Below are 26,273 nucleotides of genomic sequence, written 5' to 3'. Positions count from 1 at the left end.
CAACACGGGCGCGCGCGCCCGGAAATGCAGAAAACCGATGAGATAGAGCGTTTCCGCGCTGGGGTGGAAAACGCTCGGACTGCCGACAGGCTGGGTGGAGAATTCAATGCTTGAAATGAAGAAGATATCCAAGGTCGTAGGCGGGGAGACGCATATCTACCCGACCGACCTGGTGCTGGAGAGGGGGTCGCTGAACGTTCTGCTCGGCCCGACCCTTTCCGGCAAGACGTCGCTGATGCGGCTGATGGCCGGTCTCGACAAGCCCGCCTCCGGTTCGCTCCTTTTCGACGGCGCCGACGTCACCGGCCTGCCGGTGCAGAAGCGTTCGGTCGCCATGGTCTACCAGCAGTTCATCAACTATCCGGCGATGACCGTTTACGAAAACATCGCCTCACCGATGCGCATCAGCGGCGCCGACACCGCCACCATCGACCGCGAGGTGCGCAAGGCGGCCGATCTGCTGAAGCTGACGCCTTATCTCGACCGCACGCCCTTGAACCTCTCAGGTGGCCAGCAGCAGCGCACGGCACTTGCCCGCGCCATCGTCAAGAACGCCGATCTGGTGCTGCTCGACGAGCCACTCGCCAACCTCGACTACAAGCTGCGCGAGGAACTGCGCGAGGAACTGCCGAAGATCTTCGCCGCCTCCGGCGCCATCTTCGTCTATGCGACGACCGAGCCTTCGGAAGCGCTGCTGCTCGGCGGCAACACCGCAGCCCTCAGCCAGGGCCGCATCACCCAGTTCGACAAGACAATCGACGTCTATCGCCGCCCGGTCGACCTGATCACCGCCCGCACCTTCGCCGATCCGCCGCTGAACTGCATCGAGCTGGTCAAAGCGGGCTCGGCCTTCACGCTCGACGGCAAGTCTGTGCTCACCGTCCCGGCACATCTGGCTGGCATCGGCAACGGTCCCTGCACCGTCGCGTTCCAGCCGCATCACCTGTCGTTTGACCGCCCGCAGGGTGGCGGCGATGCCCTGACGGTGAAGACGGCGATCTCCGAAATTGCCGGCTCCGAAAGCTTCATTCACGTCGGTTTTGCCAATGCGCGCTGGGTGATGCTGGCGCCGGGCATTCACGACATCGAACCCGACGCAACCCTCGAGGTCTTCGTCGATACCCGCCATCTCATGGCCTTCGGGCCGGACGGACGCGCCATCGGCGGCACGGCCTAAAGGAGGCGCTGGGAGGAAAACATGGCACGCATCAATCTCAACCATATCCGCCACGCCTATGGCGCCAAGCCGAAGTCGGAAAACGACTACGCGCTGAAGGAAGTGCACCACGAGTGGAACGACGGCGGCGCCTATGCGCTGCTCGGGCCCTCCGGCTGCGGCAAGACCACGCTGCTCAACATTATCTCTGGCCTGATCAACCCGTCCGAAGGCGAGATCCTCTTCGACGGCAAGGACGTGACGCATCTGTCGACCCAGGAACGCAACATCGCCCAGGTGTTCCAGTTCCCGGTCATCTACGACACGATGACGGTTTACGATAATCTGGCCTTCCCCTTGCGCAACCGGCATGTGCCGGAGGCCGAGGTCGACCGCCGCGTCAAGGAAACGATCGAGATGATCGGCCTTGGCGGCTGGGCGAAGAAGACGGCTCGGGGCCTCACCGCCGACCAGAAGCAGAAGATCTCGCTCGGCCGCGGCCTCGTGCGCAACGACGTCAGCGCGATCCTCTTCGACGAACCGCTGACGGTCATCGATCCGGAAATGAAGTGGGTGCTGCGCTCACAGATCAAGCGCCTGCACAAGCAGTTCGGCTTCACCATGGTCTACGTCACCCACGACCAGACCGAGGCGCTGACCTTCGCCGACAAGGTCGTCGTCATGTATGACGGCCAGATCGTGCAGATCGGCACGCCGGCGGAACTCTTCGAGCGCCCGCGCCACACCTTTGTCGGCTACTTCATCGGCTCGCCGGGCATGAACGTGCTGCCGGTCAAGCTCGACGGCGGCACCGCGACGATCGGCGGCGAGCAGTTGGGCCTCACCTTCCAGCCCAAGGTCAAGGCCGGCGCCAAGACCGAGCTCGGCATCCGCCCGGAATTCGTCTCGCTCGGTCGCGAAGGCATGCCGGTCGCGATCACCAAGGTCGAGGATATCGGCCGCCACAAGATCGTGCGCGCCCGTTTTGCCGACCAGCCGATCTCGATCATCGTCGACGAGGACGGCGAGATCCCCGCCGAGCCGCGCGTCACCTTCGATCCGAAAGCGATCAACATCTACGCCGATTCCTGGCGCGTCGGCGAGGAGGCCTGACCATGGAGAAAACCTGGAACAACAAGGCCTGGTTCATGGTGCTGCCGGTCCTCGTGCTGGTCGCCTTCTCGGCCGTCATCCCGCTGATGACCGTCGTCAACTATTCGGTCCAGGACACCTTCGGCAACAACCAGTTTTTCTGGGCCGGCACCGACTGGTACGTGCAGGTGCTGACGTCGGACCGCTTCTGGGACGCGCTCAGCCGCAACCTGATCTTTTCGGCGATCATCCTGGCAATCGAAATCCCGCTCGGCATCATCATCGCGCTCAACATGCCGAAGAAGGGTCTCGGCGTGCCGGTCTGCCTCGTCCTGATGGCGCTGCCGCTCTTGATCCCGTGGAACGTCGTCGGCACCATCTGGCAGGTCTTCGGCCGCGTCGACATCGGCCTGCTCGGCCGCACGCTCGAAGCGATCGGCATCAACTACAATTACGTGCAGAACCCCGTTGCCGCCTGGGTCACGCTGATCGTCATGGACGTCTGGCACTGGACGAGCCTCGTCGTCCTGCTCTGCTATGCCGGCCTCGTCTCGATCCCCGACGCCTATTACCAGGCGGCCAAGATCGACGGCGCCTCGCGCTGGTCGGTGTTCCGCTACATCCAGCTGCCGAAGATGAAGCGCGTGCTTTTGATCGCCTTCCTGCTGCGGTTCATGGATAGCTTCATGATCTATACCGAGCCCTTCGTCGTTACCGGCGGCGGTCCCGGCAACTCGACAACCTTCCTGTCCATCGACCTCGTCAAGACGGCCATCGGCCAGTTCGACCTCGGTCCGGCGGCAGCGCTATCGATCATCTACTTCCTCATCATCCTGCTGCTCTCGTGGATCTTCTACACCGTGATGACCACGAGCGACGCGCAGGGCTGACAAAGGCGGGAGGAGAAACAAAATGCAAAAACAACCACTTACCGAACGCCTCTCCTGGCTGGTGCCGACGGTCTACATCGTCTTCCTGCTCCTGCCGATCTATTGGCTCGTCAACATGAGCTTCAAGGAAACGAGCGAGATCCTGAGCACCTTCTCGCTCTGGCCGGTCAATCCGACGCTCCGGAACTACCAGGTGATCTTCACCGATCCCTCCTGGTACAACGGCTACATCAACTCGATCATCTACGTCGTGATGAACACGGTGATCTCGGTGACGGCAGCGCTGCCGGCGGCCTACGCCTTCTCGCGCTACCGCTTCCTCGGCGACAAGCACCTGTTCTTCTGGCTCTTGACCAACCGCATGGCGCCGCCGGCCGTCTTCGCGCTGCCCTTCTTCCAGCTCTATTCGGCCTTCGGCCTGATCGACACGCACATCGCGGTTGCCCTTGCGCACTGCCTGTTCAACGTGCCGCTCGCGGTCTGGATCCTGGAAGGCTTCATGTCGGGCGTGCCGAAGGAAATCGACGAGACCGCCTATATCGACGGTTACTCGTTCCCGCGCTTCTTCGTGAAGATCTTCATGCCGCTGATCGCCTCCGGCATCGGTGTCGCTGCGTTCTTCTGCTTCATGTTCTCCTGGGTCGAACTGCTGCTTGCCCGCACGCTGACGACCACGGACGCCAAGCCGATCGCCGCCACCATGACCCGCACGGTCTCCGCCTCCGGTCTCGACTGGGGCGTGCTGGCGGCCGCCGGCGTGCTCACCATCATTCCGGGCGCACTCGTGATCTATTTCGTTCGCAACTACATCGCCAAGGGCTTTGCCCTGGGGAGGGTATGATGACCGCTCAACCCGTTCGCAACGCTCGCTGGCAACTGCCGTTTGCCGCCGTTCTCGTCGTCTACGCCGCCGTTGCCGGGCTGCTCTTCAGCATGCTGCCCATCAAGGACGGCGCGCGCGACTGGTTCGCGCCGCTCATCCCCGGTGGCTGGATGGCCTGGTCGTTTCCGTCGGCCATGTTCTTCCTGACGATCTTCGCACTGCTGTCGATGATGGCGGTCTGGGAATATGCCTCGCCCGGTGGCAACCCGCGCGTCGGCATCCTGCGCTTCGAGACGACACGGGGCGATCGCCTCTTCGTGTCACTGCTCGGCAGCGCCTTCATTCACCTCGCATGGCTCGGCTTCGTCGGCGGGCAGAACCTGTGGTGGGCGCTCGCGCTCTCCCTGGTCTATGCCGTCGGCGTCTTCCGCTACGTCTGAGGCGAACCGATTTGAGGGGCCGCCAGACGGGCGGCCCCTCGAAAGATAAAGAACCGCATTCGCAAACCTAAGGGAGGGAATTATGCGACGGCATCTTTTGACTACGACGGCAGCTATGCTGCTGGCTTTCACCGGCAGCGCTTTTGCCGGCATGGACGAAGCCAAGAAATTCCTCGACAGCGAGATCGGCGACATGTCCTCGCTCGACCGCGCCGGCCAGGAAGCCGAAATGCAGTGGTTCGTCGATGCGGCGAAACCCTTTGCCGGCATGGAAATCAAGGTCGTTTCCGAAACGATCACCACCCATGAATACGAATCGAAGACCCTGGCCAAGGCCTTCTCCGACATCACCGGCATCAAGATCACCCACGACCTGATCGGCGAAGGCGACGTCGTCGAAAAGCTGCAGACGCAGATGCAGTCGGGCGAAAACGTTTATGACGCCTACATCAACGACTCGGATCTGATCGGCACCCATTGGCGCTACCAGCAGGCCCGCAGCCTGACCGACTTCATGGCCAATGAAGGCAAGGACGTCACCAACCCGAACCTCGACATCGACGACTTCATCGGCAAGTCGTTCACGACAGCACCGGACGGCAAGCTCTACCAGCTTCCCGACCAGCAGTTCGCGAACCTCTACTGGTTCCGCTACGACTGGTTCAACGACGAGAAGAACAAGGCGGACTTCAAGGCGAAGTACGGCTACGACCTCGGCGTTCCGGTCAACTGGTCGGCCTATGAGGATATCGCCGAGTTCTTCACCGGTCGCGAAGTCGACGGCAAGAAAGTCTATGGCCACATGGACTACGGCAAGAAGGACCCGTCGCTCGGCTGGCGCTTCACCGACGCCTGGCTGTCGATGGCCGGCAACGGCGACAAGGGCATCCCGAACGGCAAGCCGGTCGACGAGTGGGGCATCAAGGTCGACGAAAACTCGCGCCCGGTCGGCTCCTGCGTTGCCCGCGGTGGCGACACCAACGGCCCGGCCGCTGTCTACTCCATCCAGAAGTATCTCGACTGGATGAAGGCCTACGCACCGGCAGCTGCGCAGGGCATGACCTTCTCGGAATCCGGCCCGGTTCCGTCGCAGGGCGAAGTCGCCCAGCAGATGTTCACCTACACGGCGTTCACCGCCGACTTCGTCAAGCCGGGCCTGCCCGTCGTCAACGAGGACGGCACGCCGAAGTGGCGTTTTGCTCCGAGCCCGCATGGCGTCTACTGGAAGGACGGCATGAAGCTCGGTTACCAGGACGCCGGTTCCTGGACGCTGCTGAAGTCCACGCCTGACGACCGCGCCAAGGCCGCCTGGCTCTATGCGCAGTTCGTCACCTCGAAGACCGTCGACGTGAAGAAGAGCCATGTCGGCCTCACCTTCATCCGCCAGTCGACGCTCGACCACAAGAGCTTCACCGACCGCGCTCCGAAGCTCGGCGGTCTGATCGAGTTCTACCGTTCGCCGGCCCGCCTGCAGTGGTCGCCGACCGGCACGAACGTTCCTGACTATCCGAAGCTGGCTCAGCTTTGGTGGCAGGCGATCGGCGATGCATCCTCGGGTGCCAAGACCGCTCAGGAAGCCATGGACTCGCTGTGCGCCGAGCAGGAGAAGGTTCTCTCCCGTCTCGAACGCTCGGGCGTTCAGGGCGACATCGGTCCGAAGCTCGCCGAAGAGCACGATCTCGAGTACTGGAACAAGGATGCCGTTTCCAAGGGCAACCTCGCTCCGCAGCTGAAGATCGAGAACGAGAAGGAAAAGCCGCAGACCGTTAACTACGACGATCTGGTCAAGAGCTGGCAGAAGTAAGAAACCAACGGCCGCCTGCAAAACGGGCGGCCCTCATCTCCTCGGGAGATGCGGCACCGGGGTCGGCAACGGCCCCGGTATTTCTTTGCCCATAGGCGTGAAAAGACCTGTCGCGCCTACATGTGGGCAAGCCGCAGGCGTCCGGACTTCTCGGATCGTCGCTTGTCGAAGATGGCCCTGACCGCCTGCGTCGAGCCATCATCCATCCGCACGCTCATATCCATGTGGAGATGCTCATCGACGATCGTGATGCGGATGTCGAACGGCTTGCCGCGATAGCGGCCGGCGCCGTCCTCGTTCCAGCGCCCGATGCCCGCAGCGCTCGAACCGCCGCCGACGCGCCCGAGATGGGTCACCGCGAACCATCCATCCCTCCCCGTCACCTTCAGCACGGGCCCGTTCCGCCGGATCTCGACCGAGCAGCTCTCGCAGTCACCGGCGCCGGACGTGACCTGCTGCCATTGCCCCTGGAAGCTGACGCCGCTCGCCCCGGCGACCGCCGGCCAGAGAACGATCAGCAGCACGAAAAGCGCACGGCAGGGAGACGAAAAGGCCACTCTGCAAGATTTCATCGACATGATCCCAACGAACTGCGGCGGAGCCTTCGCACCCGGCGCGACGAACCATCGTCGCTTCGCATTGCAGCAACGTTGCATCGTTGCTAGGATCAAGCTGTTCGTTGGCGCCTTGAGGCTTTCTTCGGCAATACCTGCCCGGTCGGAGCCATTCGACGGGCAAATCCGAACCTTTCCCGCCCCGATCACCCCTCGACAATTTCCCCCGAAATCCGGAAAGTGTTTTCGTTCCGGCGATACTTGCGACATTCTGTCTCGACAACCGAAGATAGCGGTTCCCCTGTTGGAGGACGGGGGGCCGGACTGGTCGATGTAATGGGAGGAGGAACCATGAGCGACGTTTCCAGCATACACCCGGTGGACGAGAGGCTGCCCGTGGGCAGACTTGCGACCCTCGGGTTGCAGCATGTCCTTGTCATGTATGGCGGCGCCGTCGCGGTGCCCCTGATCGTCGGCCGCGCCTTGCAGCTCAGCCCCCAGGACGTCGCTTTCCTGATTTCCGCCGATCTTTTCGTTTGCGGCCTCGTCACCATCATCCAGTCGCTTGGCCTCGGCCGCAGCATCGGCATCCGGCTTCCGGTCATGATGGGCGTTACTTTCGCCTCGGTCGGCCCGATGGTCTCGATGGCGGCGATGACACCCGGGCAAGAGGGTGCCCGGATGATCTTCGGCGCCATCATCGGCGCCGGCCTCGTCGCGCTCCTGCTCGCGCCGGTCATGGGCCGGCTTTTGAGGTTCTTCCCCCCCGTCGTCACCGGCACGATCATTCTCGTCATCGGCGTTTCGCTGATGCGCGTCGGCGTGAACTGGATCTTCGGCAATCCCTTCGGTCCGACCGCACCCAAGCTCGTCGATCCGAGCCATGCGGAATGGCTGGCGGAGCTCAAGAAGGCCGCGGCCACCGGAGGCCCGGCGGTACCGGACGGCCTAGTGCTTGGCGCCAGCGTGCCGAACCCGCTCTACGCCGAGCCGAGCCACATCGCGCTGGCCGGCTTCGTGCTTCTCTCCATTCTCGTGATCGCCCGCTTCGGCCGCGGACTGATCAGCAACATCGCGGTGCTGACCGGCGTCGTCGTCGGCTGCGTCGTCGCCGCAGCACTCGGCATGATGCATTTCGACCGGGTGGCCGATGCCGGCTGGTTTGCCGTGGTCACGCCGCTGCGCTTCGGCATGCCGATCTTCGATCCGGTGCTGATCGCCACCATGTCGCTGGTGATGATCGTCGTGATGATCGAATCGACCGGCATGTTCCTGGCACTCGGCGAAATCACCAATCGCGAAGTCTCGCGGCAGCAGTTGACGGCGGGGCTCAGGGTCGATGGCCTCGGCACCATGATCGGCGGCCTGTTCAACACCTTCCCCTACACGAGCTTCTCGCAGAATGTCGGGCTTGTCGGCGTCACCGGCGTCAAGAGCCGCTACGTCTGCGTGATGGGGGGCGTCATCATGATCGCGCTCGGCCTCATCCCGAAGATGGGCGCACTGGTCGAAGCGGTTCCGACCTTCGTGCTCGGCGGCGCCGGCCTGGTGATGTTCGGCATGGTCGCTGCGACCGGCGTGCGCATCCTGTCGACCGTCGATTTCAAGTCGTCGCGCAACAACCTGTTCGTGGTCGCCGTCTCGGTCGGCTTCGGCCTGATCCCGCTGATCGCGCCGAACTTCCTGATCTGGCTGCCGCATGCGATCCGCCCGATCATCGAGTCCGGCATCGTGCTTGCCTCGATCTCGGCCGTCGTGCTCAACGCCTTCTTCAATGGCCTCAGCTTCGAAAGCACAGCCAGCGTCAACGCGGCCAAGCTCGCCGACAGCCATTGAGCCACCCGCAATCACGGAACCCCGGCTTTCCCGCGAAAGCCGGGGTTTCGCTTTTCCACATCTCGGAGGATCCCGATACTTCGATCGCCAACGAAGCATCCGCCGTAAGCGTCGCGCTAGAACGATGGCAACAATGACGACACAAGGATGCGATCCCGATGGCCAAGACCAACCTTTCTCTCGAACTCCTGCTGCTTCTTGCGCTCGCGACGCTCTGGGGCGCCTCCTACACCTTCATCAAGATCGGCATCGAGACCATTCCGCCGGTCACGCTGATTGCCGCCCGCACCCTGATTGCCGGCGCACTTCTTCTTGCCGTTCTGCACTGGCGTGGTCTCAGCCTGCCGCGTGACGCGGCGACCTGGCGGCGCTTCCTGTTCCAAGCCTGCCTCAACAGCGTTGTGCCCTTCACGCTGATCGCCTGGGCCGAGCAGACGATCGATGCCGGCATCGCCTCGATCCTCAATGCGACGACGCCGATCTTCGCCTTCCTGATGACGGCGCTGATCACCCGCCACGAAGCGATCACGGCCCGCAAGCTCGTTGGCATCGTCGCCGGCATGACCGGCATCAGCCTGATCATCGGCATGGAGGCCTTCGGCGGCCTCGGGGAACAGTTGCTGCCACAGTTGGCCGTGGTGCTCGCCACCGCCTGCTACGCGGGCGCCGCCATCTTCGGTCGCGGCTTCAAGGGGCTCGACTCGATGATGCCCGCCGCCGGCTCGTTGATCGCAGGTGCTGCCCTGCTGATCCCGGTAAGCCTCGTCGTCGACAGGCCCTGGACGCTTGCGCCGTCGACGGAGTCGCTGCTGGCACTGCTCGGCCTCGCCGTCTTCTCGACCGCCCTTGCCTTTGCCATCTACTTCCGTCTGATCCAGACACTGGGCTCGGTCGGCGCCACGGCACAGGCCTATCTGCGCGTGCCGATCGGCGTTGCCATCGGCGCGCTCTTCCTCGGCGAACGGCTGTCGGACACCGCCTGGATCGGCCTTGGCTGCGTCATCGTCGGGGTCGCGGCCATGACCATTCCGGCGCGGCGACGCGGCGCCGCGACGATCGCCGACCGCGGCTGAGGCCACTTACGGATAAAGAGAAGAGATTGCGCGCGCCGTCTGGCGCGCCATTGCCGACGCCTCAGTCCTTGCGCTTGCGGCAGTAGAGTTCCAGCCGGTGACGTACGAGGTCATAGCCGAGTTCGGCGGCGATTTCCGCCTGAAGCTGCTCGATCTTGTCGGAGCGGAACTCGATCACCGCACCGGTGTCGATGTCGATCAGATGATCGTGGTGCGGCGCGTCGGCGGTCTCGAAGCGAGCGGTCGCACTCTCAAAGGCATGGCGCTGCACCACGCCCTGTTGCTCAAGCGCAGACAACGTCCGGTAGACCGTCGATAGCGAGACGGTGGCGTCGATTTCCTTCGCCCGGCGATGCAGTTCGTTTGCATCCGGATGGTCTTCGGCGGTGGCGAGGATCTTCAGAATAGCGGCACGCTGGCGCGTCACGCGCACGCCGCCATCCCTCAACACGCCTTCCAGTTCTTCGACACGATTCTTGTTCTGTTTCATGGTCGTACACTAGCCAAGGGCACGGCCTTTGAAAATAGCTAGTTGCGAATGCTTCTCATTTGCATTGACTTATGCAAATCATTCCCCTACTCCTGTGAGCATCAACATCTGGGAGTAGAGAATGATCGATCAGACGAGGCGCGCGATCCTGGCGGCAATGACGGCCGTCGCAGCCATTGCGCTCGTTCCAGGCGCCGCTTACGCGCAGGAGAAATTCAAGGCAGTGACGACTTTTACGGTCATTGCCGACATGGCAAAGAACGTCGCGGGCGACGCGGCCATCGTCGAATCGATCACCAAGCCGGGCGCCGAGATCCACAACTACCAGCCGACGCCGCGCGATATCCTGAAGGCGCATGACGCCAAGCTGATCCTCTGGAATGGCCTGAACCTGGAGCGCTGGTTCGAGAAATTCTTCCAGAACTTCGACGATGTTCCCGGTGTCGTCGTCTCGACCGGCATCGACCCCATGGGCATTGCCGAGGGCCCCTATACCGGCAAGCCCAATCCGCATGCCTGGATGTCGCCATCGGCCGCGTTGATCTATGTCGACAACATCCGCGACGCCTTCGTGAAGTACGACCCTGATAATGCCGAGACCTACAAGGCCAATGCCGAGGCCTATAAGCAGAAGATCGAGGCGACCATTGCACCGATCCGCGCCGAGATCGCCAAGATCCCCGAGGACAAGCGCTGGCTGGTCTCGAGCGAAGGCGCCTTCAGCTACCTGATCCGCGATTTCGGAATGAAGGAACTCTATCTCTGGCCGATCAACGCCGACCAGCAGGGTACCCCGCAGCAGGTCCGCAAGGTGATCGACGCCGTCCGGGCGAACCATATCCCGGTCGTCTTCTCCGAAAGCACGATTTCGCCGGACCCGGCAGAACAAGTGGCGCGCGAGACCGGTGCAAAATACGGCGGTGTGCTCTACGTTGATTCCTTGAGCGAAGCGGACGGCCCGGTTCCGACCTATGTCGACCTGCTGCGCGTCACATCGGAAACCATCGCCAAGGGTCTTGCACAATGAACCTTCAGGTGAAGACGCGCTCCGGGCCAGCACCTTCTTCCGGTGAGCAAGGAAGCGGCATCCGCGTCGCGGGTGCCACCGTCACCTACCGCAACGGCCTGCGGGCGCTGCGTGACGCCAGCTTCGAGATCCCGACCGGCACGATCACTGCGCTCGTCGGCGTCAACGGCAGCGGCAAGTCGACGCTGTTCAAGGCGATCATGGGCTTTGCCCGCCTGTCGCGCGGCGAGATCGCGATCCTCGGTCTTTCCGTGCCGGACGCGCTGAAGAAAAACCTCGTCGCCTATGTGCCGCAGGCCGAAGAAGTCGACTGGAACTTCCCGGTGCTGGTCGAGGACGTGGTCATGATGGGCCGTTACGGCCACATGAACATGTTGCGCATCCCGAAGAAAGTCGATCACGAAGCGGTCGAGGCAGCCCTTGCCCGCGTCGGCATGAGCGACTACCGCAAGCGCCAGATCGGCGAACTCTCCGGCGGCCAGAAGAAGCGCGTCTTCCTCGCACGCGCCCTTGCCCAGGACGGCAAGGTCATCCTGCTCGACGAACCCTTCACCGGCGTCGACGTCAAAACCGAGGACGCGATCATTCGGCTTTTGATCGGCCTTCGCGACGAGGGCCGGGTCATGCTGGTCTCGACCCACAATCTCGGCAGCGTACCGGAATTCTGCGACCGCACCGTGCTTCTGAAGAACACCGTGCTCGCCTATGGCCCGACCGAGACGACCTTCACCCGCGAGAACCTCGAGCTCGCCTTCGGTGGCGTGCTGCGGCACTTCGTGCTCGGCGGCGATAGCCTGCACGACGACGCCGATCCCCGCCAGCTTGCCGTCATCACCGACGACGAGCGTCCGCTCGTCATGTATGGCGACAAGGACCGCATGGTGGCGCAACCGGCAAAGCCCGAGACCAACGGGGAACAGAACGGCAAATGATCGCCACGCTCTCCGAACCCTTCACCTACGGCTACATGCTCAACGCCATGTGGGTGAGCGCACTGGTCGGCGGCGTCTGCGCCTTCCTGTCCTCCTATCTGATGCTTAAGGGCTGGTCGCTGATCGGCGACGCGCTCTCGCACTCGATTGTGCCCGGCGTTGCCGGCGCCTACATGCTCGGCCTGCCCTTCTCGCTCGGCGCCTTCTTCTCCGGCGCCCTTGCCGCCGGCGCCATGCTGTTTCTCAATCAGCGCACAAGGCTCAAGGAAGACACGATCATCGGGCTGATCTTCACCTCCTTCTTCGGCCTCGGCCTCTTCATGGTCTCGCTGTCGCCGACGTCGGTGAACATCCAGACGATCGTGCTCGGCAACATCCTGGCGATCACGCCCGCCGACACGCTGCAACTGGCGATCATCGGCATCGTCTCGCTCATCATCCTGACGGCCAAGTGGAAGGACCTGATGGTGACCTTCTTCGACGAGAGCCACGCCCGCTCGATCGGCATCCCGACGACCTTCCTCAAGGTCTTGTTCTTCACGCTGCTTTCGGCCTGCACGGTCGCGGCCCTCCAGACCGTCGGCGCCTTTCTCGTCATCGCCATGGTCGTAACACCGGGCGCCACCGCCTATTTGCTGACGGATCGTTTTCCGCGGCTGATCCTCATCAGCGTCGCCATCGGCACGCTGACGAGCTTCTTCGGCGCCTATTTCAGCTATTTCCTCGATGGCGCCACCGGCGGCATCATCATCGTGCTGCAGACGCTGATCTTCCTGACGGCCTTCGTCTTTGCCCCGAAGCACGGGCTTCTGGCCGCGCGCCGGCGCGGCGCCGAACCGGTGGAGGCCGGCCGATGATCTCGCTCGACATGATGCTTGCCGTGTTCGAATTCGAGTTCATGCGCAACGCGCTTTTGATCTCGGTGCTGGTGGCGATCCCGACCGCGATGCTCTCCTGCTTCCTGGTGCTGAAGGGCTGGTCGCTGATGGGCGATGCGATCTCACATGCCGTCTTTCCCGGCGTGGTGATCTCCTACATCGTCGGCCTGCCGCTCGCCGTCGGTGCCTTTGCCGCCGGCATGTCCTGCGCGCTGCTCACCGGCTATCTCAAGGAAAACAGCCGCATCAAGCAGGATACGGTCATGGGCGTGGTCTTCTCCGGCATGTTCGGTTTCGGCTTGGTGCTCTACACCAAGATCCAGAGCGACGTGCACCTCGATCACATCCTCTTCGGCGACATGCTCGGCATCGGCTGGCCGGACATTGTCGAGACCGGCGTGATCGCGCTCGTCGCCGCCGGCATCCTCGCGGTCAAGTGGCGGGATTTCCTGCTGCATGCCTTCGACCCGGCCCAGGCCAAGGCGGTCGGCCTGCCGGTCAACTGGCTGCACTATGGGCTGCTGGCGATCCTGTCGCTGACGATTGTCGGTGCGCTGAAGGCGGTGGGGCTGATCCTCGCCATCGCCATGCTGATCGCGCCCGGCGCCATCGCCTTCCTGATAACCCGGACAATGGGCATGATGCTCATCGTCGCCGTGCTGATCGCGATGACGGCGTCCTTCACCGGCGTCTATCTGTCCTTCTTCATCGACAGCGCGCCGGCGCCGACCATCGTGCTCCTGATGACCGCAATGTTCCTGATGGCCTTCGCCTGGTCGTCCTGGCGGACCTACCGAAACGAAGCCCGGCGCGTGGCGGCCGAATGAAAAAAAGGCTCCCCTTGGCGGGGAGCCTCCTTGCCTTATTTCAGTGGCTCGGATGCAGCGCGTCGTTGAGATACATGCAGGTCAGCATGGTGAAGATATAGGCCTGGATCAGGGCCATCAGCAGCTCCAGCCCCGTCAACGCCACCGTCATCAGCAGGGGCATGATCGCCGCCAGAATGCCCAGCGCGCCGAAACCGCTCAAGCCCACGACGAAGCCGGCGAAAACCTTGAGCGTGATATGACCGGCGAGCATGACCGCGAACAGACGGACCGAGTGGCTGACCGGGCGCGACAGGTAGGAGACCACCTCGATCGGGATGATGATCGGTGCCAGGATCAACGGCACGCCTGAGGGCATGAACAGCCTGAGAAAGCCGAGGCCGTGCCGGTAGAGGCCGTAGAGCGTGACCGTCAGGAACACCAGCATCGCCAGCGCGAAGGTGACGGCGATATGGCTCGTTACCGTGAAGGCATAGGGAAACATGCCGATCAGGTTGGCGGTGAGGATGAACATGAACAGCGAGAAGACCAGCGGGAAAAAGCGCATGCCCTTTTCGCCGGCATTGTCGCGCAGTGTTTTCGCCGCAAACTCGTAGAGGATTTCGGCCGCCGATTGCGCCCGGTTCGGCACGAGGCCGCGTCTCCTGGTCGACAGGATCAGGAAGAGGCTGGCGATCGCGATCGTCAGCACCATGTAGGCGGCCGAGTTGGTAAAGCTGATCTGGTGGCCGCCGACTTCGGCGATCGGGAAGAGCGACTTGATCTCAAATTGTTCGATGGGTCCGGCCATCATCAACCTCGTGCGTTGGTGATGAAACGGCGGCGGCGCGCGCAGGCGGCCACCTGCGCGCTTCAATATGTTGGGAAAGCGATCGGCGGCCGAGATCGTTCCACGAAACGATGGCTTCCGGCGGGGCAATCGGGCTGCTCGATGAAGGAATTGGTCACGCGGACGTGCCGCGGGCTACGGGGCTGCATGGTACGATCGTCTCCAATATCTCGGTCGAGATAATGGGGCCGTCCCCAGGCGAAACACCGACGCGGGTCGTCCCGCGTGCGCCTGACCTAGAGGCAATTTGCGCCGGGGTCAAGTCGGCGCTTGGCCGCCGCCCAACCGGTCTCAGCCGTAGCGACGGTGATCCGCAAGCACCTCGTCGATCACCACGCGCTGCTTTGCCTTTTCGCTCGCGGGCGCGCCAGTCATGTCGGCAAGGACGATCAGCGCCTTCCACAGGGTCCAGCCGCGGCCGCGCGCCCAAGCGCCGCGATCGAGAGCCATGCCGTCGCGGAAAACCTCGCGGCTCTCGCCGTCGAAAAACGTCCAGGCGATCGCCAGATCGCAGGCCGGATCCCCGACGCCGGAGGTGCCGAAGTCGATGACGCCGCTCAAGCTGTCGTTCTCGACCAGCAGGTTGCCCCAGGCGATATCGCCGTGAAACCAGACAGGCGCTCCTTCGAACGACGCGGCAAGTGCGGCCTCCCACACCTCTGCTGCCACTGTCGTATCGACATTGTCCGCAAGCAGCGTGAGCGCTTGACGCGTCTGCGCGTCATAGAAGGCGGGCGGCCCGCCGCGATGGAAATTGTGATCGCCGGGCAAGGGTGCCCCGATGGCATCCGCTTGCATCAGCGCGCGCAGGAACCGCGCCAGGTCCTTCGCCACCTGACTGACATCGTCGACCCGCTCGACAGCCAGTGTTTGCCCGGGGAGATAACGATAGACCGACCAGGGCCAGGGAAAACCTTCTCCCGGCACGCCCTTGCCGAGAGGCACCGGAATGGGCAGCGGCAGTTGCGACGCCAGCAGCGGCAGCCAGCGATGTTCCTTTTCCACCTGCAAAACGTAGTGCTCGGCGCTCGGCAACCGGACGGTCATCCGGTCGCCGAGGCGAAACGTCCGGTTATCCCAGCCGCCCGGTTCGATCGGCCGTACGTCGAGTTCCGACCATTGCGGAAACTGCGCCGCGAGCAGCCGGCGCACCAGTGGTACGTCGATCGAGGGAGTTGCGGATGTCGGCTCTGTCATGACGAACATACGCCCCGTTTGAATGTCTGCGGACGCAAGCTATGCAATCGCTTCCGGATTCAACTTTTTAGTTCACGCCGACAACCATTCACCGGCGCGTTGTACCGAGATGCAACAGTCGCCGCGCGGTTATCGGCGGTTGCATATTGCCGCCGCGACGGATTTCGAGGATGAAGAAAGCTTGGACATCTTGCTAGCCTGAGATCATGGAAACCCGGCAGACCGATCACCCTTCGCTGGAGGCTCCGCAGCTCATCGCCCATCATCGGGCGGGCGAGGCTGCATGAGCACGGCCAAGGGCAAGACGCCCGCCGGCAAGCCGGCCCGCAGCACCGGTCTGCGCTTCTTCGTCGTGGCCCTGCTGCTGATCGTCACCGCCATCGTCGCGACGGCCCTGCTCGCCAACGAGCAGCGCAATCTGAAAAGGGTTCTGCTCGCATTCGGCCTGCCGACGACCTTCCTCGAACGGGGGAAACCAGACGAGACGACGGGCACGAAGCGCGCGAGGCGCGTGCCACCGCGCATCGCCCTGCCCGCCTGGACCTTCCAGGATCTGCAGACGCCGGAGCAGCCGTTCCTGCGCGCCATCCGCAGCGACCCCAAGGCGCTTTGCGACGAGTTGCGCGACGCCGGGTTTCGGGAACTCGAATGGAAATCGAGCGCCGGCGAACAGGCCCAATGGGAATGCTCCTCGCTCATTTCCTTCCCCCGGCCGGGCGAGGACAAACCCTCCTCGATCTTCATCTTCGTCAAGGGCAGCGGCGAGGAAGAGATCTCATCGTTCCGGGTCAAGCTCAACATCGAGCGCCAGGAGGACAGCCAGGCGGTGACGACGGCGGCGGCGCGCGCGGCATCCGTGTTCCTCGACCACGTGCGCTGGGCGGATGCGGCCAGCGTCACCTTGCAGATCCAGGCGCTGAGAGAATTCGACCTCAAGCGCTTCGGCAGCCGCATCCAGCTCAAGCGTGAATCCGACGAGGAGACGCAGCGCTACAATTTCCTCGCCAATCAACCCGCCCGCGCCCGCCCAAAGAACATTGCCGAACAATATTTCGACCGCAGCAAGTGGCTCGCCTATGGCGATGGCAGCCTGCGCAGTTTCGTTCGGGGACCGAGCGCCTGGAACGCTCCAGCCAAGGTGCCCGACGGAACGGGTAGCAACAAAGAGGAATCCGCGCCGTCCGCTAGCCCACCCTGACGGCCGCGTCGCTTGTCGCTTGAGCCGAAGGACGGCCTAGCGGTCGATCCGCGTCGAGAGGATGATCGACGACAGCGTCCGGTCGACACCGTCGATTTCGCCGATCCGATCGATCAGCAGGTCGAGTTCGCTGATCGACATCGCGGCGACCACGGCGATCAGGTCGAAGCTGCCGCTGACCGAATGCAGCGTCTGGATTTCCCGGATGGCGCTCAATTCCGGGGTCACGCGCGAGAGCGCCCGCGGCGCAATGGTGATCAGCACATGCGCCTTGACCAGCCCCTTCTCGTAGCTTTCCGAGAGGCGCACGCCATAGCCGGCGATGATGCCTTCGCGCTCCAACCGCTCGATACGGGCCTGCACCGTCGTGCGCGACAGACCAAGCCTTCGGGCAATCGTCGCCGTCGGCATGCGGGCGTTCTCGCTCAAGATGGCGAGAAGCTCGCGATCCTTGTCGGTGATCTGCATTTCGTCTGTCCTGTTGGGCAATTTGCCGAATTTAGATAGGCGATTTAGTCATATCAGCGCTTCAAATCAACAGCCCCTCCCTCGACAATAGAGACACAAACAGTTCTCATACCCCGGGGGAAAGAATGAAGAATATCGTCGTCATCGGAGCAGGCAAGATCGGCTCCACCATCGCTCGCATGCTGGCCCACACCGGCGACTACAGCGTCTGCGTCGCCGACCGCGCCGCCGAGCAGCTGGAACAGGTCGAAAAGCATGCCGCGATCACGACGGCAACCGTCGATATCGGCGACAAGAAGGCGCTCGTCGCCCTTCTCTCCGGCAAGTTCGCCGTGCTCAGCGCCGCTCCGTTCCACCTGACGGTCGCAATCGCCGAAGCCGCTGCCGAAGCCGGCATCCACTACCTGGATCTTACCGAAGACGTCGAATCCACCCGCCAGGTCAAGGCGATCGCCGCCCAGGCGAACACCGCCTTCATCCCCCAGTGCGGCCTCGCACCGGGCTTCATCTCGATCGTCGCCAACGATCTCGCCAGCCGCTTCCAGACGCTGGAAAGCGTGCGCATGCGCGTCGGCGCCCTGCCGCAGTACCCGTCGAACGCTCTGAACTACAACCTCACCTGGAGCACCGACGGCGTCATCAACGAATACATCGAGCCCTGCGAGGCGATCGTTGAGAGCAACCTGATCGAAGTTCCGGCCATGGAAGAGCGCGAAGAATTCTCGCTTGATGGCGTCACCTACGAAGCCTTCAACACCTCGGGCGGCCTCGGCACGCTCTGCGAAACGCTGAAGGGCAAGGTCCGCACGCTGAACTACAAGACAATCCGCTACCCGGGTCACGCCGCCATCATGAAGGCGCTGCTGAACGACCTCGGCCTGCGTCACCGCCGCGAAGTCCTCAAGGACATCTTCGAAAATTCGCTGCCGACCACCACCCAGGACGTCGTCGTGATCTTCGTCACCGTTTCGGGCTTCCGCGACGGTCGCCTGATCCAGGAAACCTACGCCAACAAGGTCTATAGCGGCGTCGTTGCCGGTCGCATGCAGAGCGGCATCCAGATCACCACGGCCGGCAGCATCTGCGCCGTGCTCGATCTGCTCGCCGAAGGCAAGATCGCCCAGAAGGGTTTCGTTCGTCAGGAAGACATCGGCCTCGACACCTTCCTCGCCAACCGCTTCGGTCACTACTACGCCCAGAAGGGCGAGAGCGCGCGCGTCGCCGGCTGAGCCAATCAGTCCTGATGCGCCGACTTCAATGCCCGGGTTCAGCCCGGGCATTTTTCGTTTCACGGTCCGGCAACGATGCGATGCGCTTAGTTGCGGCCGAATTCGTCCTCGATGCGAACGGTGTCGTCGTCGCCGAGATAGGAGCCGGTCTGCACCTCGATCAGCTCCAGCGGAATCTTGCCCGGATTGTGCAGCCGGTGCACCGTGCCCTGCGGAATGAACACCGACTCGTTCTCGTGCAGGAGCCGCGTCTCGCCGCACATGGTGACCTCCGCCGTGCCGCGCACGACGATCCAGTGCTCGGCGCGGTGATGGTGCTTCTGCAGGGAGATTTTCTTGCCGGGCGTCACACGCAGCCGCTTCACCGAGAAGCGCTCGCCGTCGGAAAGCGCGGCCACCGCGCCCCAGGGGCGGTAGGAGGTCGGATGGGTCTCGGTGAGCACGGCCGTGCGCGGCGACCGGGCCAGCACTTTGACCATATTGCCGACGCTCTGGCTGTCGTCCAGACGACCGACATAGACCGCATCCTCGCCGGCAACGACGGCGACATCCTCAAGTCCCTGAACGGCCAGATGAATGTCGCGCGACAGCACCAGCGAATTGCGCGTGTTGAGCACGGTCGCGCGTTCCGTGACCACATTGCCGTCAGTATCCTTGCGCCCCGTCTTCCAGACAGCATCCCAGCTGCCGAGATCGGACCAGAGAAAGGACGACGGCACCACCACGGCGTGTTCGGTCTTCTCGAACACGGCGTAGTCGACGGAGATATCCGGCGCCGCGGCAAAATGGTCCGCTTGCAACCGGGTGAAATCGAGATCCTTGTGGGCACCCTCGACGGACGCCCTTGCCGCATCGAAAACCTCAGGCGCAAATCGTTTCAGCTCATCGGCAAAGCGCGTGGCCGGCAGCATGAACATGCCGGAGTTCCAGAGATAGCGGCCGGTCGCGATCATCGCTTCGGCCTTGGCCCGATCGGGTTTTTCGACGAAGCGCGCCACCCGGTTCGTACCCGCCGTCAGTCGCGCGCCACACTCGATGTACCCGTAACCGGTGGCCGGCTCAGAGGGGGTAATGCCGAACGTCACCAACTCGCCTTCAAGGGCTGCCGCATGTGCCGTCTGAATGCATTCCTGATAGATCGGGCCCGCATCGATCTGGTGATCGGAGGCAAGCACCTGCATGATCGCGTCCGGCTCGAAACGGTCGAGGATCGAGAAGGCAGCCGCGGCGAGCGCCGGCGCCGTATTGCGGGCCACCGGCTCCAGCAGGATGTCGCCAACGAGAACGTCGATCGCACGGGCCTGTTCCGCGACGATGAAGCGAAAATCGCTGTTCGTGACGATGATGGCCGGCTCATATCGCGCCGCATCGCTGACCCGTTCCAACGTCTGCTGGAACAGCGAGCGATCCGACAAGATCTGCAGGAATTGCTTTGGCGCAGCAGAGCGCGAGAGCGGCCAGAGACGCGTGCCCTTTCCCCCCGCCATGATGACAGGAACTATCTTCGACGTCATGCCAGCGGCCCTTCTTGATAGGCTGTGTAATCAGCGAGCAATACAGGAACGGTGGTGAAAAATCGCTGAAACAGACGACAAAGGCCAAGGCTCCTTCGTCCGATCGGGCGGCGGCGTTCAACCGGGCAACAAAAAACCCCGCTCGAAGGCGGGGCTTTCTCATTCGCTTCACCCTTCCGGGTGTCCCTTTCAGGCCGGGATCACGATCTCGCCGAGCTTCGTCAGTTCGGCGACGAACTGCTCCAGACGGGTCTTCTTTTCGTCGCCGGCGCCTTCCAGCTCGGCACGAACCGCGTCGATACGGCTTTCGAGAGCCGTGCGGTCGAGTTCATCGACATGAACGGCGGATTCGGCGAGCAGCGTGCAGCCGGTCGGCAGGATGTCGGCAAAGCCGCCAAACACCGCAAAGCGCTCCGTCTTGCCGTCGGCCAGCTTCACCGTGACCACGCCGGGCTTCACCGTCGTCATCGTCGGCGCGTGATTGGCCATCACGGTCATCTCGCCCTCGGTCGCCGGAATGACGACTTCCGTCACCTTTTCGGAGACGAGCAGGCGCTCGGGGGAAACAAGCTCAAAGTTGAAATCGGCCATGACCATTCACTTCTTGTGGGCGCGCCACCTGAGAGGCGGCTGTGCATGTCTTCCCTATCCTTGCGAAAGGACAGGATGAAAGCCTCGGCGCTTGTGCAGCGCCGAGGCTTAACAGTGCTATCAAGCGGCTTCGGCAGCCAGCTTCTTGGCCTTTTCAATCGCTTCTTCGATCGAGCCAACCATGTAGAAGGCAGCTTCCGGCAGGTGGTCGTACTCGCCGTTGACCAGGCCCTTGAAGCCCTTGATCGTGTCTTCGAGAGCGACGAGCTTGCCCGGCGAACCGGTGAAGACTTCGGCGACGAAGAACGGCTGCGACAGGAAGCGTTCGATCTTACGAGCGCGGGCAACGGCCAGCTTGTCTTCTTCAGACAGTTCGTCCATGCCCAGGATGGCGATGATGTCCTGGAGCGCCTTGTAGCGCTGCAGGGTCGTCTGCACCTTACGCGACACTTCGTAGTGCTCTTCGCCGACGATCATCGGGTCGAGCATGCGCGAGGTCGAGTCGAGCGGGTCAACGGCCGGGTAGATACCCTTTTCGGCGATCGAGCGCGACAGAACGGTCGTTGCGTCCAGGTGGGCGAACGAGGTTGCCGGTGCCGGGTCGGTCAAGTCGTCGGCCGGAACGTAGATGGCCTGAACCGAGGTGATCGAGCCCTTGGTCGTCGTGGTGATGCGTTCCTGCATCTGACCCATGTCGGTCGCCAGCGTCGGCTGGTAACCCACGGCCGACGGAATACGGCCGAGCAGAGCCGACACTTCGGAACCTGCCTGGGTGAAGCGGAAGATGTTGTCGACGAAGAACAGAACGTCCTGGCCCTTGTCGCGGAAGTCTTCAGCGATCGTCAGACCCGTCAGAGCGACACGAGCGCGGGCGCCCGGCGGTTCGTTCATCTGGCCGTACACGAGGGCAGCCTTGGAGCCTGCGCCACCGCCGTGCTTGTTAACGCCGGACTCGATCATTTCGTGGTAAAGGTCGTTGCCTTCGCGGGTACGTTCACCCACGCCTGCGAACACCGAGTAACCACCGTGCGCCTTGGCGACGTTGTTGATCAGTTCCATGATGAGAACGGTCTTGCCGACGCCTGCGCCGCCGAAGAGGCCGATCTTGCCGCCCTTTGCGTAAGGAGCGAGAAGGTCGACGACCTTGATGCCGGTGACGAGGATCTGCGCTTCCGTCGACTGCTCGACGTAGGACGGCGCTTCCTGGTGGATGGCGCGCTTGCCCGAGGTGACGAGCGGGCCTGCTTCGTCAACCGGCTCGCCGATGACGTTCATGATACGGCCGAGCGTTTCGTCGCCAACCGGAACCGTGATCGGTGCGCCGGTGTCGGTGACCGACTGGCCGCGGACGAGACCTTCGGTCGAGTCCATGGCGATCGTACGGACGGCGTTTTCGCCGAGGTGCTGTGCGACTTCGAGAACGAGGCGGTTACCGTTGTTGTCGGTTTCCAGCGCGTTCAGGATCTGCGGAAGCTGGCCTTCATCGAACGCGACGTCGACGACGGCGCCGATGACCTGCGTTACGCGACCGACAGCGCCGGTTGCGGCTGCTGCTGCGGTCTTGGCGGAAGCTGCCTTCCTCGGTGCAGCGGGCTTCTTCTCCGCTGCGGTTTCTTTCGGGGTAGCTGCCTTAGCCATAATCCTTACCCTCTTCTCGTGACCTTAGAGCGCTTCCGCGCCCGAGATGATTTCAATGAGTTCCTTGGTGATCTGAGCCTGGCGCTGACGGTTGTAGTTCAGCGTCAGCTTGTTGATCATCTCACCAGCATTGCGCGTCGCGTTATCCATCGCGCTCATCTTGGCGCCCATTTCGCCGGCGACGTTCTCGAGCAAGGCCCGGAAGATCTGCACCGAAATGTTGCGCGGAATGAGATCGCTGAGGATCGCGCCCGCGTCCGGCTCATATTCGTAGACAGCCGAAGCATCCGATGCTTCCGCTGCGACCGGGCCGGCCGAAGCGGGGATCAGCTGCTGAGCCGTCGGAATCTGGGCGATAACGGACTTGAACTCAGAATAGAACAGCGTGCAGACATCGAACTCGCCCTTTTCGAAGAGCGCGATGATCTTGTGGCCAATCTGGTCGGCGTTTTCAAAGCCGATCTTCTTGACCTCACGCAGGTCGACACGATCGATGATCAGCGACGCGTATTCGCGGCGCAGAATATCGAAGCCCTTCTTGCCGACGCAGATGATCTTGACCGTCTTGCCGGCTGCAAGCAGCTTGCGAACGTGGTCGCGGGCATGACGGGCGATCTGCGAGTTGAAGCCGCCGCAAAGGCCGCGTTCAGCCGTGCAGACGACCAGAAGGTGCGTATCGTCCTTGCCGGTTCCGGTCATCAGCGCAGGCGCGCTGTCGTCCGCGCCAACCGCCTGGGCGATGTTGGCGAGAACGGCAGCCATACGCTGCGAGTAAGGCCGGGCGGCCTCGGCCGCCTCCTGCGCGCGCCGAAGCTTCGCCGCGGCGACCATTTTCATCGCCTTGGTGATCTTCTGCGTCGCCTTGACGGAGGCGATCCGGTTCTTCAGATCCTTAAGTGAAGGCATCCGTTATCCGTCCTAAATGAAATCCGCTCAGGCGAAAGACTTGGCGAAGCTGTCGATTGCAGCCTTCAGCTTGCCCTTGACGTCGTCGGAGATCGCCTTGTCCTTGCGGATGGTTTCCAGGATGTCCTTGCCTTCCGAACGCATGTACGAAAGCAGGCCCTGCTCGAACTTGCCGACCTGGTTGACCGGCAGCTTGTCGAGGTAACCGTTGACGCCTGCGAAGATGACAGCGACCTGTTCTTCCGTCTTCAGCGGCGAGAACTGCGGCTGCTTCAGGAGTTCGGTCAGGCGGGCACCGCGGTTCAGCAGGCGCTGCGTAGCGGCGTCGAGGTCCGAGCCGAACTGCGCAAAGGCGGCCATTTCGCGATACTGGGCGAGTTCGCCCTTGATCGAGCCGGCAACCTGCTTCATCGCCTTGATCTGCGCGGCCGAGCCGACGCGCGAAACCGACAGACCGACGTTAACGGCCGGACGGATGCCCTGGTAGAACAGGTCGGTTTCGAGGAAGATCTGGCCGTCGGTGATCGAGATCACGTTGGTCGGGATGAACGCCGAAACGTCGTTACCCTGCGTTTCGATGACCGGCAGAGCCGTCAGCGAGCCAGCGCCCATGTCGTCGTTCAGCTTTGCAGCGCGCTCGAGCAGACGGGAGTGCAGGTAGAAAACGTCACCCGGGTAAGCTTCGCGGCCCGGCGGGCGGCGCAGCAGGAGCGACATCTGGCGGTAGGAAACAGCCTGCTTCGACAGGTCGTCGTAGCCGATCAGGGCATGCTTGCCGTTGTCACGGAAGTATTCGCCCATCGCGCAACCGGCGAACGGTGCGAGGTACTGCATCGGAGCCGGGTCGGAAGCGGTCGCAGCAACGATGATCGAGTACTGCAGAGCGCCACGCTCTTCCAGAACCTTCACGAACTGGGCAACGGTCGAACGCTTCTGGCCGATTGCGACGTAGACGCAATACAGCTTGTCACCTTCCGGACCATTGTCGTGAATGGCCTTCTGGTTGAGGATCGTGTCGAGGATGATCGCGGTCTTGCCGGTCTGGCGGTCGCCGATGACGAGCTCGCGCTGGCCACGGCCAACCGGGATGAGGGCGTCGATGGCCTTGAGGCCGGTCGACATCGGCTCATGCACCGACTTGCGCGGAATGATGCCCGGAGCCTTGACGTCAACGCGCGAGCGCTGCTTGGCGTTGATCGGGCCCTTGCCGTCGATCGGATTGCCGAGCGCGTCGACGACGCGGCCGAGCAGTTCCGGACCAACCGGAACGTCCACGATGGCGCCAGTCCGCTTGACGGTGTCGCCTTCCTTGATGTCGCGGTCCGAACCGAAGATAACGACACCGACGTTGTCGGCTTCGAGGTTCAGCGCCATGCCGCGAATTCCACCCGGGAATTCGACCATTTCGCCTGCCTGGACATTGTCGAGGCCGTAGACGCGGGCAATACCGTCACCGACGGAAAGCACCTGACCGACTTCGGAGACTTCTGCTTCCTGGCCGAAATTTTTGATCTGATCTTTGAGAATTGCGGAAATTTCCGCGGCGCGGATATCCATCAGCCGACCTCTTTCAGTGCAAGCTTAAGGGTAGAGAGTTTGGTGCGAAGGGAAGTGTCAATCTGGCGGGACCCGACCTTGACGATCAGACCTCCAAGAATAGACGGGTCGACGGTGACGTTGACCGCCACGTCTTTGCCGGTGACGCTCTTCAGCGTCGCCTTCAATTCAGTTTCCTGCGCCGCGGAGAGCGCATGGGCCGACGTGACGTCGGCAGAAATTTCGCCACGATGGCGCGCGGCGATCAGGCGGAACGCCTTGATCATGCCCGGCAGCGCGAAGAGGCGGCGATTGCGGGCAACGACCTTGAGGAAGTTACCGACGAGCCCGGAGATGCCAGCCTTCGCGGCAACTGCCGAAATGGCCTTGAACTGGTCGTCTGCAGAAAAGACCGGGCTGGCGATCAGCCGCTTCAGATCGTCGCTGCCGTCGATCAGGGCCTGGACGCGGGTAAGATCCGCACCGACTGCCTCGACCGAACCGGCGCTGAGCGCGAGTTCAAAAAGCGAGGACGCATATCTTTCTGCAACACCGGAAATAAGCTGGGATGTGTCTGCCACGGGCACAAGCTTCTCTCAATTTCATCCAAGAACTGCGCTGGCGGTGGGCCGTCAACTTAAGGTCTTGAATTTGCTGCAATAATTTGCAGGATATCGAGGCCTGGCGACCCACTTCCCCCGCAATTCGCGGTTCGTCTAGCATAGGATGTTTGGACTCGCAACACGCGAAGGGCAGTAATGCGGCATAAGTCGGCCACCTTTGGCCGAATTTTGCCGTAAATTCGGTCCTGCGCTGTGAATCGCGGGGAAGCCCGCAATCGCAATCAGATCATGCCGAAGACATAGGCGAGCGGAAGGATGGCGAGTGCCGCCTGAACGATGAGCGCCGCCCAGTTGTAGAGCGTGCTGCCGTTGTCGCTCATCATCGAGAGGATTCGGCCGAAGGCGGCGAGCGCAAAGGCCGCGCCGACAGCGAGATAAACCATCGGCTGGGCGAGCAGAATGGCGGCAAGACCGAGCCCCACATGCATGCCGCCCATGGTCGAGCGCGCCTCGGCAAGGCCGCCGCGCCGCCCCTCGGCAATACCGAGGCCGGCTGCGCGAAATGTCAGCCGCGGAGCAAACAGCATGACGACGCCGATCAACGCTGCGACCGCCGCCGCGCAGAAGGCGAGGAACTCGCCGGTTTCCGTCGGAATATAAAACTCCATGCCCGTTCCCGCAGATGAGCCCGTTGTCATGCTGCCCCGTCGTCGGCCGGAGCAATGCGTCCCTGACCTCTAGCGCATGTCGCCCCGGTTGTGAATCGCCCACGGGCTTCAGAA

At 62.8% G+C, this 26,273-nt stretch carries 26 protein-coding genes; 14 read left to right on the top strand and 12 right to left on the bottom strand.

The annotated features are described in order from the left end of the window. Window positions 1-106 precede the first annotated feature (106 nt). The 6 genes from IB263_RS18160 (at window position 107) to IB263_RS18135 (ending at window position 6,205) form a co-directional block, all read left to right on the top strand. Window positions 107-1,177: an ABC transporter ATP-binding protein gene (locus tag IB263_RS18160; RefSeq protein WP_034802446.1), complete on the top strand. Its 1,071-nt coding sequence runs from the start codon at window positions 107-109 to the stop codon at window positions 1,175-1,177. Window positions 1,178-1,198: 21 nt separating this feature from the next. Then, entirely contained in the window at window positions 1,199-2,269 is a 1,071-nt protein-coding gene (locus tag IB263_RS18155) for an ABC transporter ATP-binding protein (RefSeq protein WP_034802449.1), read from the top strand. 2 nt (window positions 2,270-2,271) lie between these two features. Beyond that, on the top strand, window positions 2,272-3,138 hold the full coding sequence (locus tag IB263_RS18150; RefSeq protein ID WP_034802451.1) for a carbohydrate ABC transporter permease: 867 nt from the start codon (window positions 2,272-2,274) through the stop codon (window positions 3,136-3,138). Between the two features lie 22 nt (window positions 3,139-3,160). After that, on the top strand, window positions 3,161-3,979 hold the full coding sequence (locus IB263_RS18145; protein ID WP_034802454.1) for a carbohydrate ABC transporter permease: 819 nt from the start codon (window positions 3,161-3,163) through the stop codon (window positions 3,977-3,979). Next, window positions 3,979-4,401, top strand: coding sequence for a DUF2160 domain-containing protein (locus IB263_RS18140; protein ID WP_034802456.1), 423 nt, complete (start codon window positions 3,979-3,981; stop codon window positions 4,399-4,401). Before IB263_RS18145 ends, IB263_RS18140 begins: the two co-directional genes overlap by 1 nt. 82 nt (window positions 4,402-4,483) lie before the next feature. Beyond that, window positions 4,484-6,205 carry an ABC transporter substrate-binding protein gene (locus IB263_RS18135; RefSeq protein ID WP_034802459.1) on the top strand — a complete coding sequence of 574 codons (1,722 nt, stop codon included), beginning with the start codon at window positions 4,484-4,486 and terminating at the stop codon, window positions 6,203-6,205. A 116-nt stretch (window positions 6,206-6,321) separates the two neighbouring features. On the opposite strand, the gene IB263_RS18130 is transcribed toward IB263_RS18135, so the two are convergent. Then, the gene (locus IB263_RS18130) at window positions 6,322-6,777 is read right to left on the bottom strand and encodes a hypothetical protein (RefSeq protein ID WP_127889535.1); all 456 of its coding nucleotides are present in this window, start codon (window positions 6,775-6,777) and stop codon (window positions 6,322-6,324) included. 333 nt (window positions 6,778-7,110) lie between these two features. On the opposite strand from IB263_RS18130, the gene IB263_RS18125 reads away from it, so the two are divergent. Together IB263_RS18125 and IB263_RS18120 are read left to right on the top strand one after the other, a co-directional pair. Continuing rightward, window positions 7,111-8,595 (top strand): nucleobase:cation symporter-2 family protein, encoded by a 1,485-nt coding sequence (locus IB263_RS18125; RefSeq protein ID WP_192438796.1) that lies wholly within the window; start codon window positions 7,111-7,113, stop codon window positions 8,593-8,595. A gap of 158 nt (window positions 8,596-8,753) precedes the next feature. Beyond that, window positions 8,754-9,668, top strand: coding sequence for a DMT family transporter (locus IB263_RS18120; protein ID WP_192438795.1), 915 nt, complete (start codon window positions 8,754-8,756; stop codon window positions 9,666-9,668). Window positions 9,669-9,729: 61 nt separating this feature from the next. On the opposite strand, the gene IB263_RS18115 is transcribed toward IB263_RS18120, so the two are convergent. Further along, window positions 9,730-10,158, bottom strand: coding sequence for a Fur family transcriptional regulator (locus tag IB263_RS18115; protein WP_034802472.1), 429 nt, complete (start codon window positions 10,156-10,158; stop codon window positions 9,730-9,732). Window positions 10,159-10,279: 121 nt separating this feature from the next. Here IB263_RS18115 and IB263_RS18110 point away from each other — a divergent pair, with 121 nt between their 5' ends. The 4 genes from IB263_RS18110 to IB263_RS18095 are packed head-to-tail and all read left to right on the top strand — an operon-like array spanning window position 10,280 to window position 13,822. Beyond that, window positions 10,280-11,185 carry a metal ABC transporter substrate-binding protein gene (locus tag IB263_RS18110; RefSeq protein WP_034802475.1) on the top strand — a complete coding sequence of 302 codons (906 nt, stop codon included), beginning with the start codon at window positions 10,280-10,282 and terminating at the stop codon, window positions 11,183-11,185. Beyond that, on the top strand, window positions 11,182-12,117 hold the full coding sequence (locus IB263_RS18105; RefSeq protein WP_034802478.1) for a manganese/iron ABC transporter ATP-binding protein: 936 nt from the start codon (window positions 11,182-11,184) through the stop codon (window positions 12,115-12,117). Before IB263_RS18110 ends, IB263_RS18105 begins: the two co-directional genes overlap by 4 nt. Further along, window positions 12,114-12,974 carry a metal ABC transporter permease gene (locus tag IB263_RS18100; protein WP_034802481.1) on the top strand — a complete coding sequence of 287 codons (861 nt, stop codon included), beginning with the start codon at window positions 12,114-12,116 and terminating at the stop codon, window positions 12,972-12,974. Before IB263_RS18105 ends, IB263_RS18100 begins: the two co-directional genes overlap by 4 nt. Continuing rightward, window positions 12,971-13,822, top strand: coding sequence for a metal ABC transporter permease (locus IB263_RS18095; RefSeq protein WP_034802483.1), 852 nt, complete (start codon window positions 12,971-12,973; stop codon window positions 13,820-13,822). Before IB263_RS18100 ends, IB263_RS18095 begins: the two co-directional genes overlap by 4 nt. A 40-nt stretch (window positions 13,823-13,862) precedes the next feature. Here the strand turns inward: IB263_RS18095 and IB263_RS18090 are convergent, their stop codons facing one another. Together IB263_RS18090 and IB263_RS18085 are read right to left on the bottom strand one after the other, a co-directional pair. Further along, the gene (locus IB263_RS18090) at window positions 13,863-14,612 is read right to left on the bottom strand and encodes a F0F1 ATP synthase subunit A (RefSeq protein ID WP_090295342.1); all 750 of its coding nucleotides are present in this window, start codon (window positions 14,610-14,612) and stop codon (window positions 13,863-13,865) included. A 330-nt stretch (window positions 14,613-14,942) separates the two neighbouring features. Further along, window positions 14,943-15,848, bottom strand: coding sequence for an aminoglycoside phosphotransferase family protein (locus IB263_RS18085; protein ID WP_060586429.1), 906 nt, complete (start codon window positions 15,846-15,848; stop codon window positions 14,943-14,945). A gap of 283 nt (window positions 15,849-16,131) precedes the next feature. Here IB263_RS18085 and IB263_RS18080 point away from each other — a divergent pair, with 283 nt between their 5' ends. Beyond that, window positions 16,132-17,046 carry a DUF6030 family protein gene (locus tag IB263_RS18080; RefSeq protein WP_246811033.1) on the top strand — a complete coding sequence of 305 codons (915 nt, stop codon included), beginning with the start codon at window positions 16,132-16,134 and terminating at the stop codon, window positions 17,044-17,046. Window positions 17,047-17,082: 36 nt separating this feature from the next. On the opposite strand, the gene IB263_RS18075 is transcribed toward IB263_RS18080, so the two are convergent. Next, entirely contained in the window at window positions 17,083-17,514 is a 432-nt protein-coding gene (locus tag IB263_RS18075) for an Lrp/AsnC family transcriptional regulator (RefSeq protein WP_034802493.1), read from the bottom strand. Window positions 17,515-17,639: 125 nt separating this feature from the next. Between IB263_RS18075 and IB263_RS18070 the strand changes: the two genes are divergently transcribed. Continuing rightward, window positions 17,640-18,743: a saccharopine dehydrogenase family protein gene (locus tag IB263_RS18070; protein WP_192438794.1), complete on the top strand. Its 1,104-nt coding sequence runs from the start codon at window positions 17,640-17,642 to the stop codon at window positions 18,741-18,743. Between the two features lie 86 nt (window positions 18,744-18,829). Here IB263_RS18070 and IB263_RS18065 read toward each other — a convergent pair whose 3' ends face one another. The 7 genes from IB263_RS18065 to IB263_RS18035 all read right to left on the bottom strand — a co-directional run bounded on the left by IB263_RS18065 (window position 18,830) and on the right by IB263_RS18035 (window position 26,159). After that, window positions 18,830-20,257: a mannose-1-phosphate guanylyltransferase/mannose-6-phosphate isomerase gene (locus IB263_RS18065; protein WP_192438793.1), complete on the bottom strand. Its 1,428-nt coding sequence runs from the start codon at window positions 20,255-20,257 to the stop codon at window positions 18,830-18,832. 189 nt (window positions 20,258-20,446) lie between these two features. Continuing rightward, complete coding sequence (locus IB263_RS18060) at window positions 20,447-20,848, bottom strand: F0F1 ATP synthase subunit epsilon (protein ID WP_034803086.1); 402 nt, start codon at window positions 20,846-20,848, stop codon at window positions 20,447-20,449. Between the two features lie 120 nt (window positions 20,849-20,968). Continuing rightward, complete coding sequence (gene atpD, locus IB263_RS18055) at window positions 20,969-22,486, bottom strand: F0F1 ATP synthase subunit beta (protein ID WP_034802502.1); 1,518 nt, start codon at window positions 22,484-22,486, stop codon at window positions 20,969-20,971. A gap of 24 nt (window positions 22,487-22,510) precedes the next feature. Beyond that, a complete protein-coding gene (locus tag IB263_RS18050; protein WP_034802504.1) occupies window positions 22,511-23,392 on the bottom strand; it encodes a F0F1 ATP synthase subunit gamma in 882 nt (293 codons plus the stop codon). A 27-nt stretch (window positions 23,393-23,419) separates the two neighbouring features. Beyond that, window positions 23,420-24,949: a F0F1 ATP synthase subunit alpha gene (gene atpA / locus IB263_RS18045; RefSeq protein WP_034802507.1), complete on the bottom strand. Its 1,530-nt coding sequence runs from the start codon at window positions 24,947-24,949 to the stop codon at window positions 23,420-23,422. Further along, on the bottom strand, window positions 24,949-25,515 hold the full coding sequence (locus tag IB263_RS18040) for a F0F1 ATP synthase subunit delta (protein ID WP_034802509.1): 567 nt from the start codon (window positions 25,513-25,515) through the stop codon (window positions 24,949-24,951). The genes atpA and IB263_RS18040 overlap by 1 nt, the downstream gene beginning before the upstream one ends. A gap of 257 nt (window positions 25,516-25,772) precedes the next feature. Further along, window positions 25,773-26,159, bottom strand: a complete 387-nt coding sequence (locus IB263_RS18035) for a DUF4345 domain-containing protein (RefSeq protein WP_113081103.1) — start codon at window positions 26,157-26,159, stop codon at window positions 25,773-25,775. Window positions 26,160-26,273 lie beyond the last annotated feature (114 nt).

It is taken from the genome of Ensifer sp. ENS03, from assembly GCF_014852035.1.
Classification (GTDB): domain Bacteria; phylum Pseudomonadota; class Alphaproteobacteria; order Rhizobiales; family Rhizobiaceae; genus Ensifer; species Ensifer adhaerens.
This window is presented reverse-complemented; position numbering and strand designations above follow the sequence as displayed.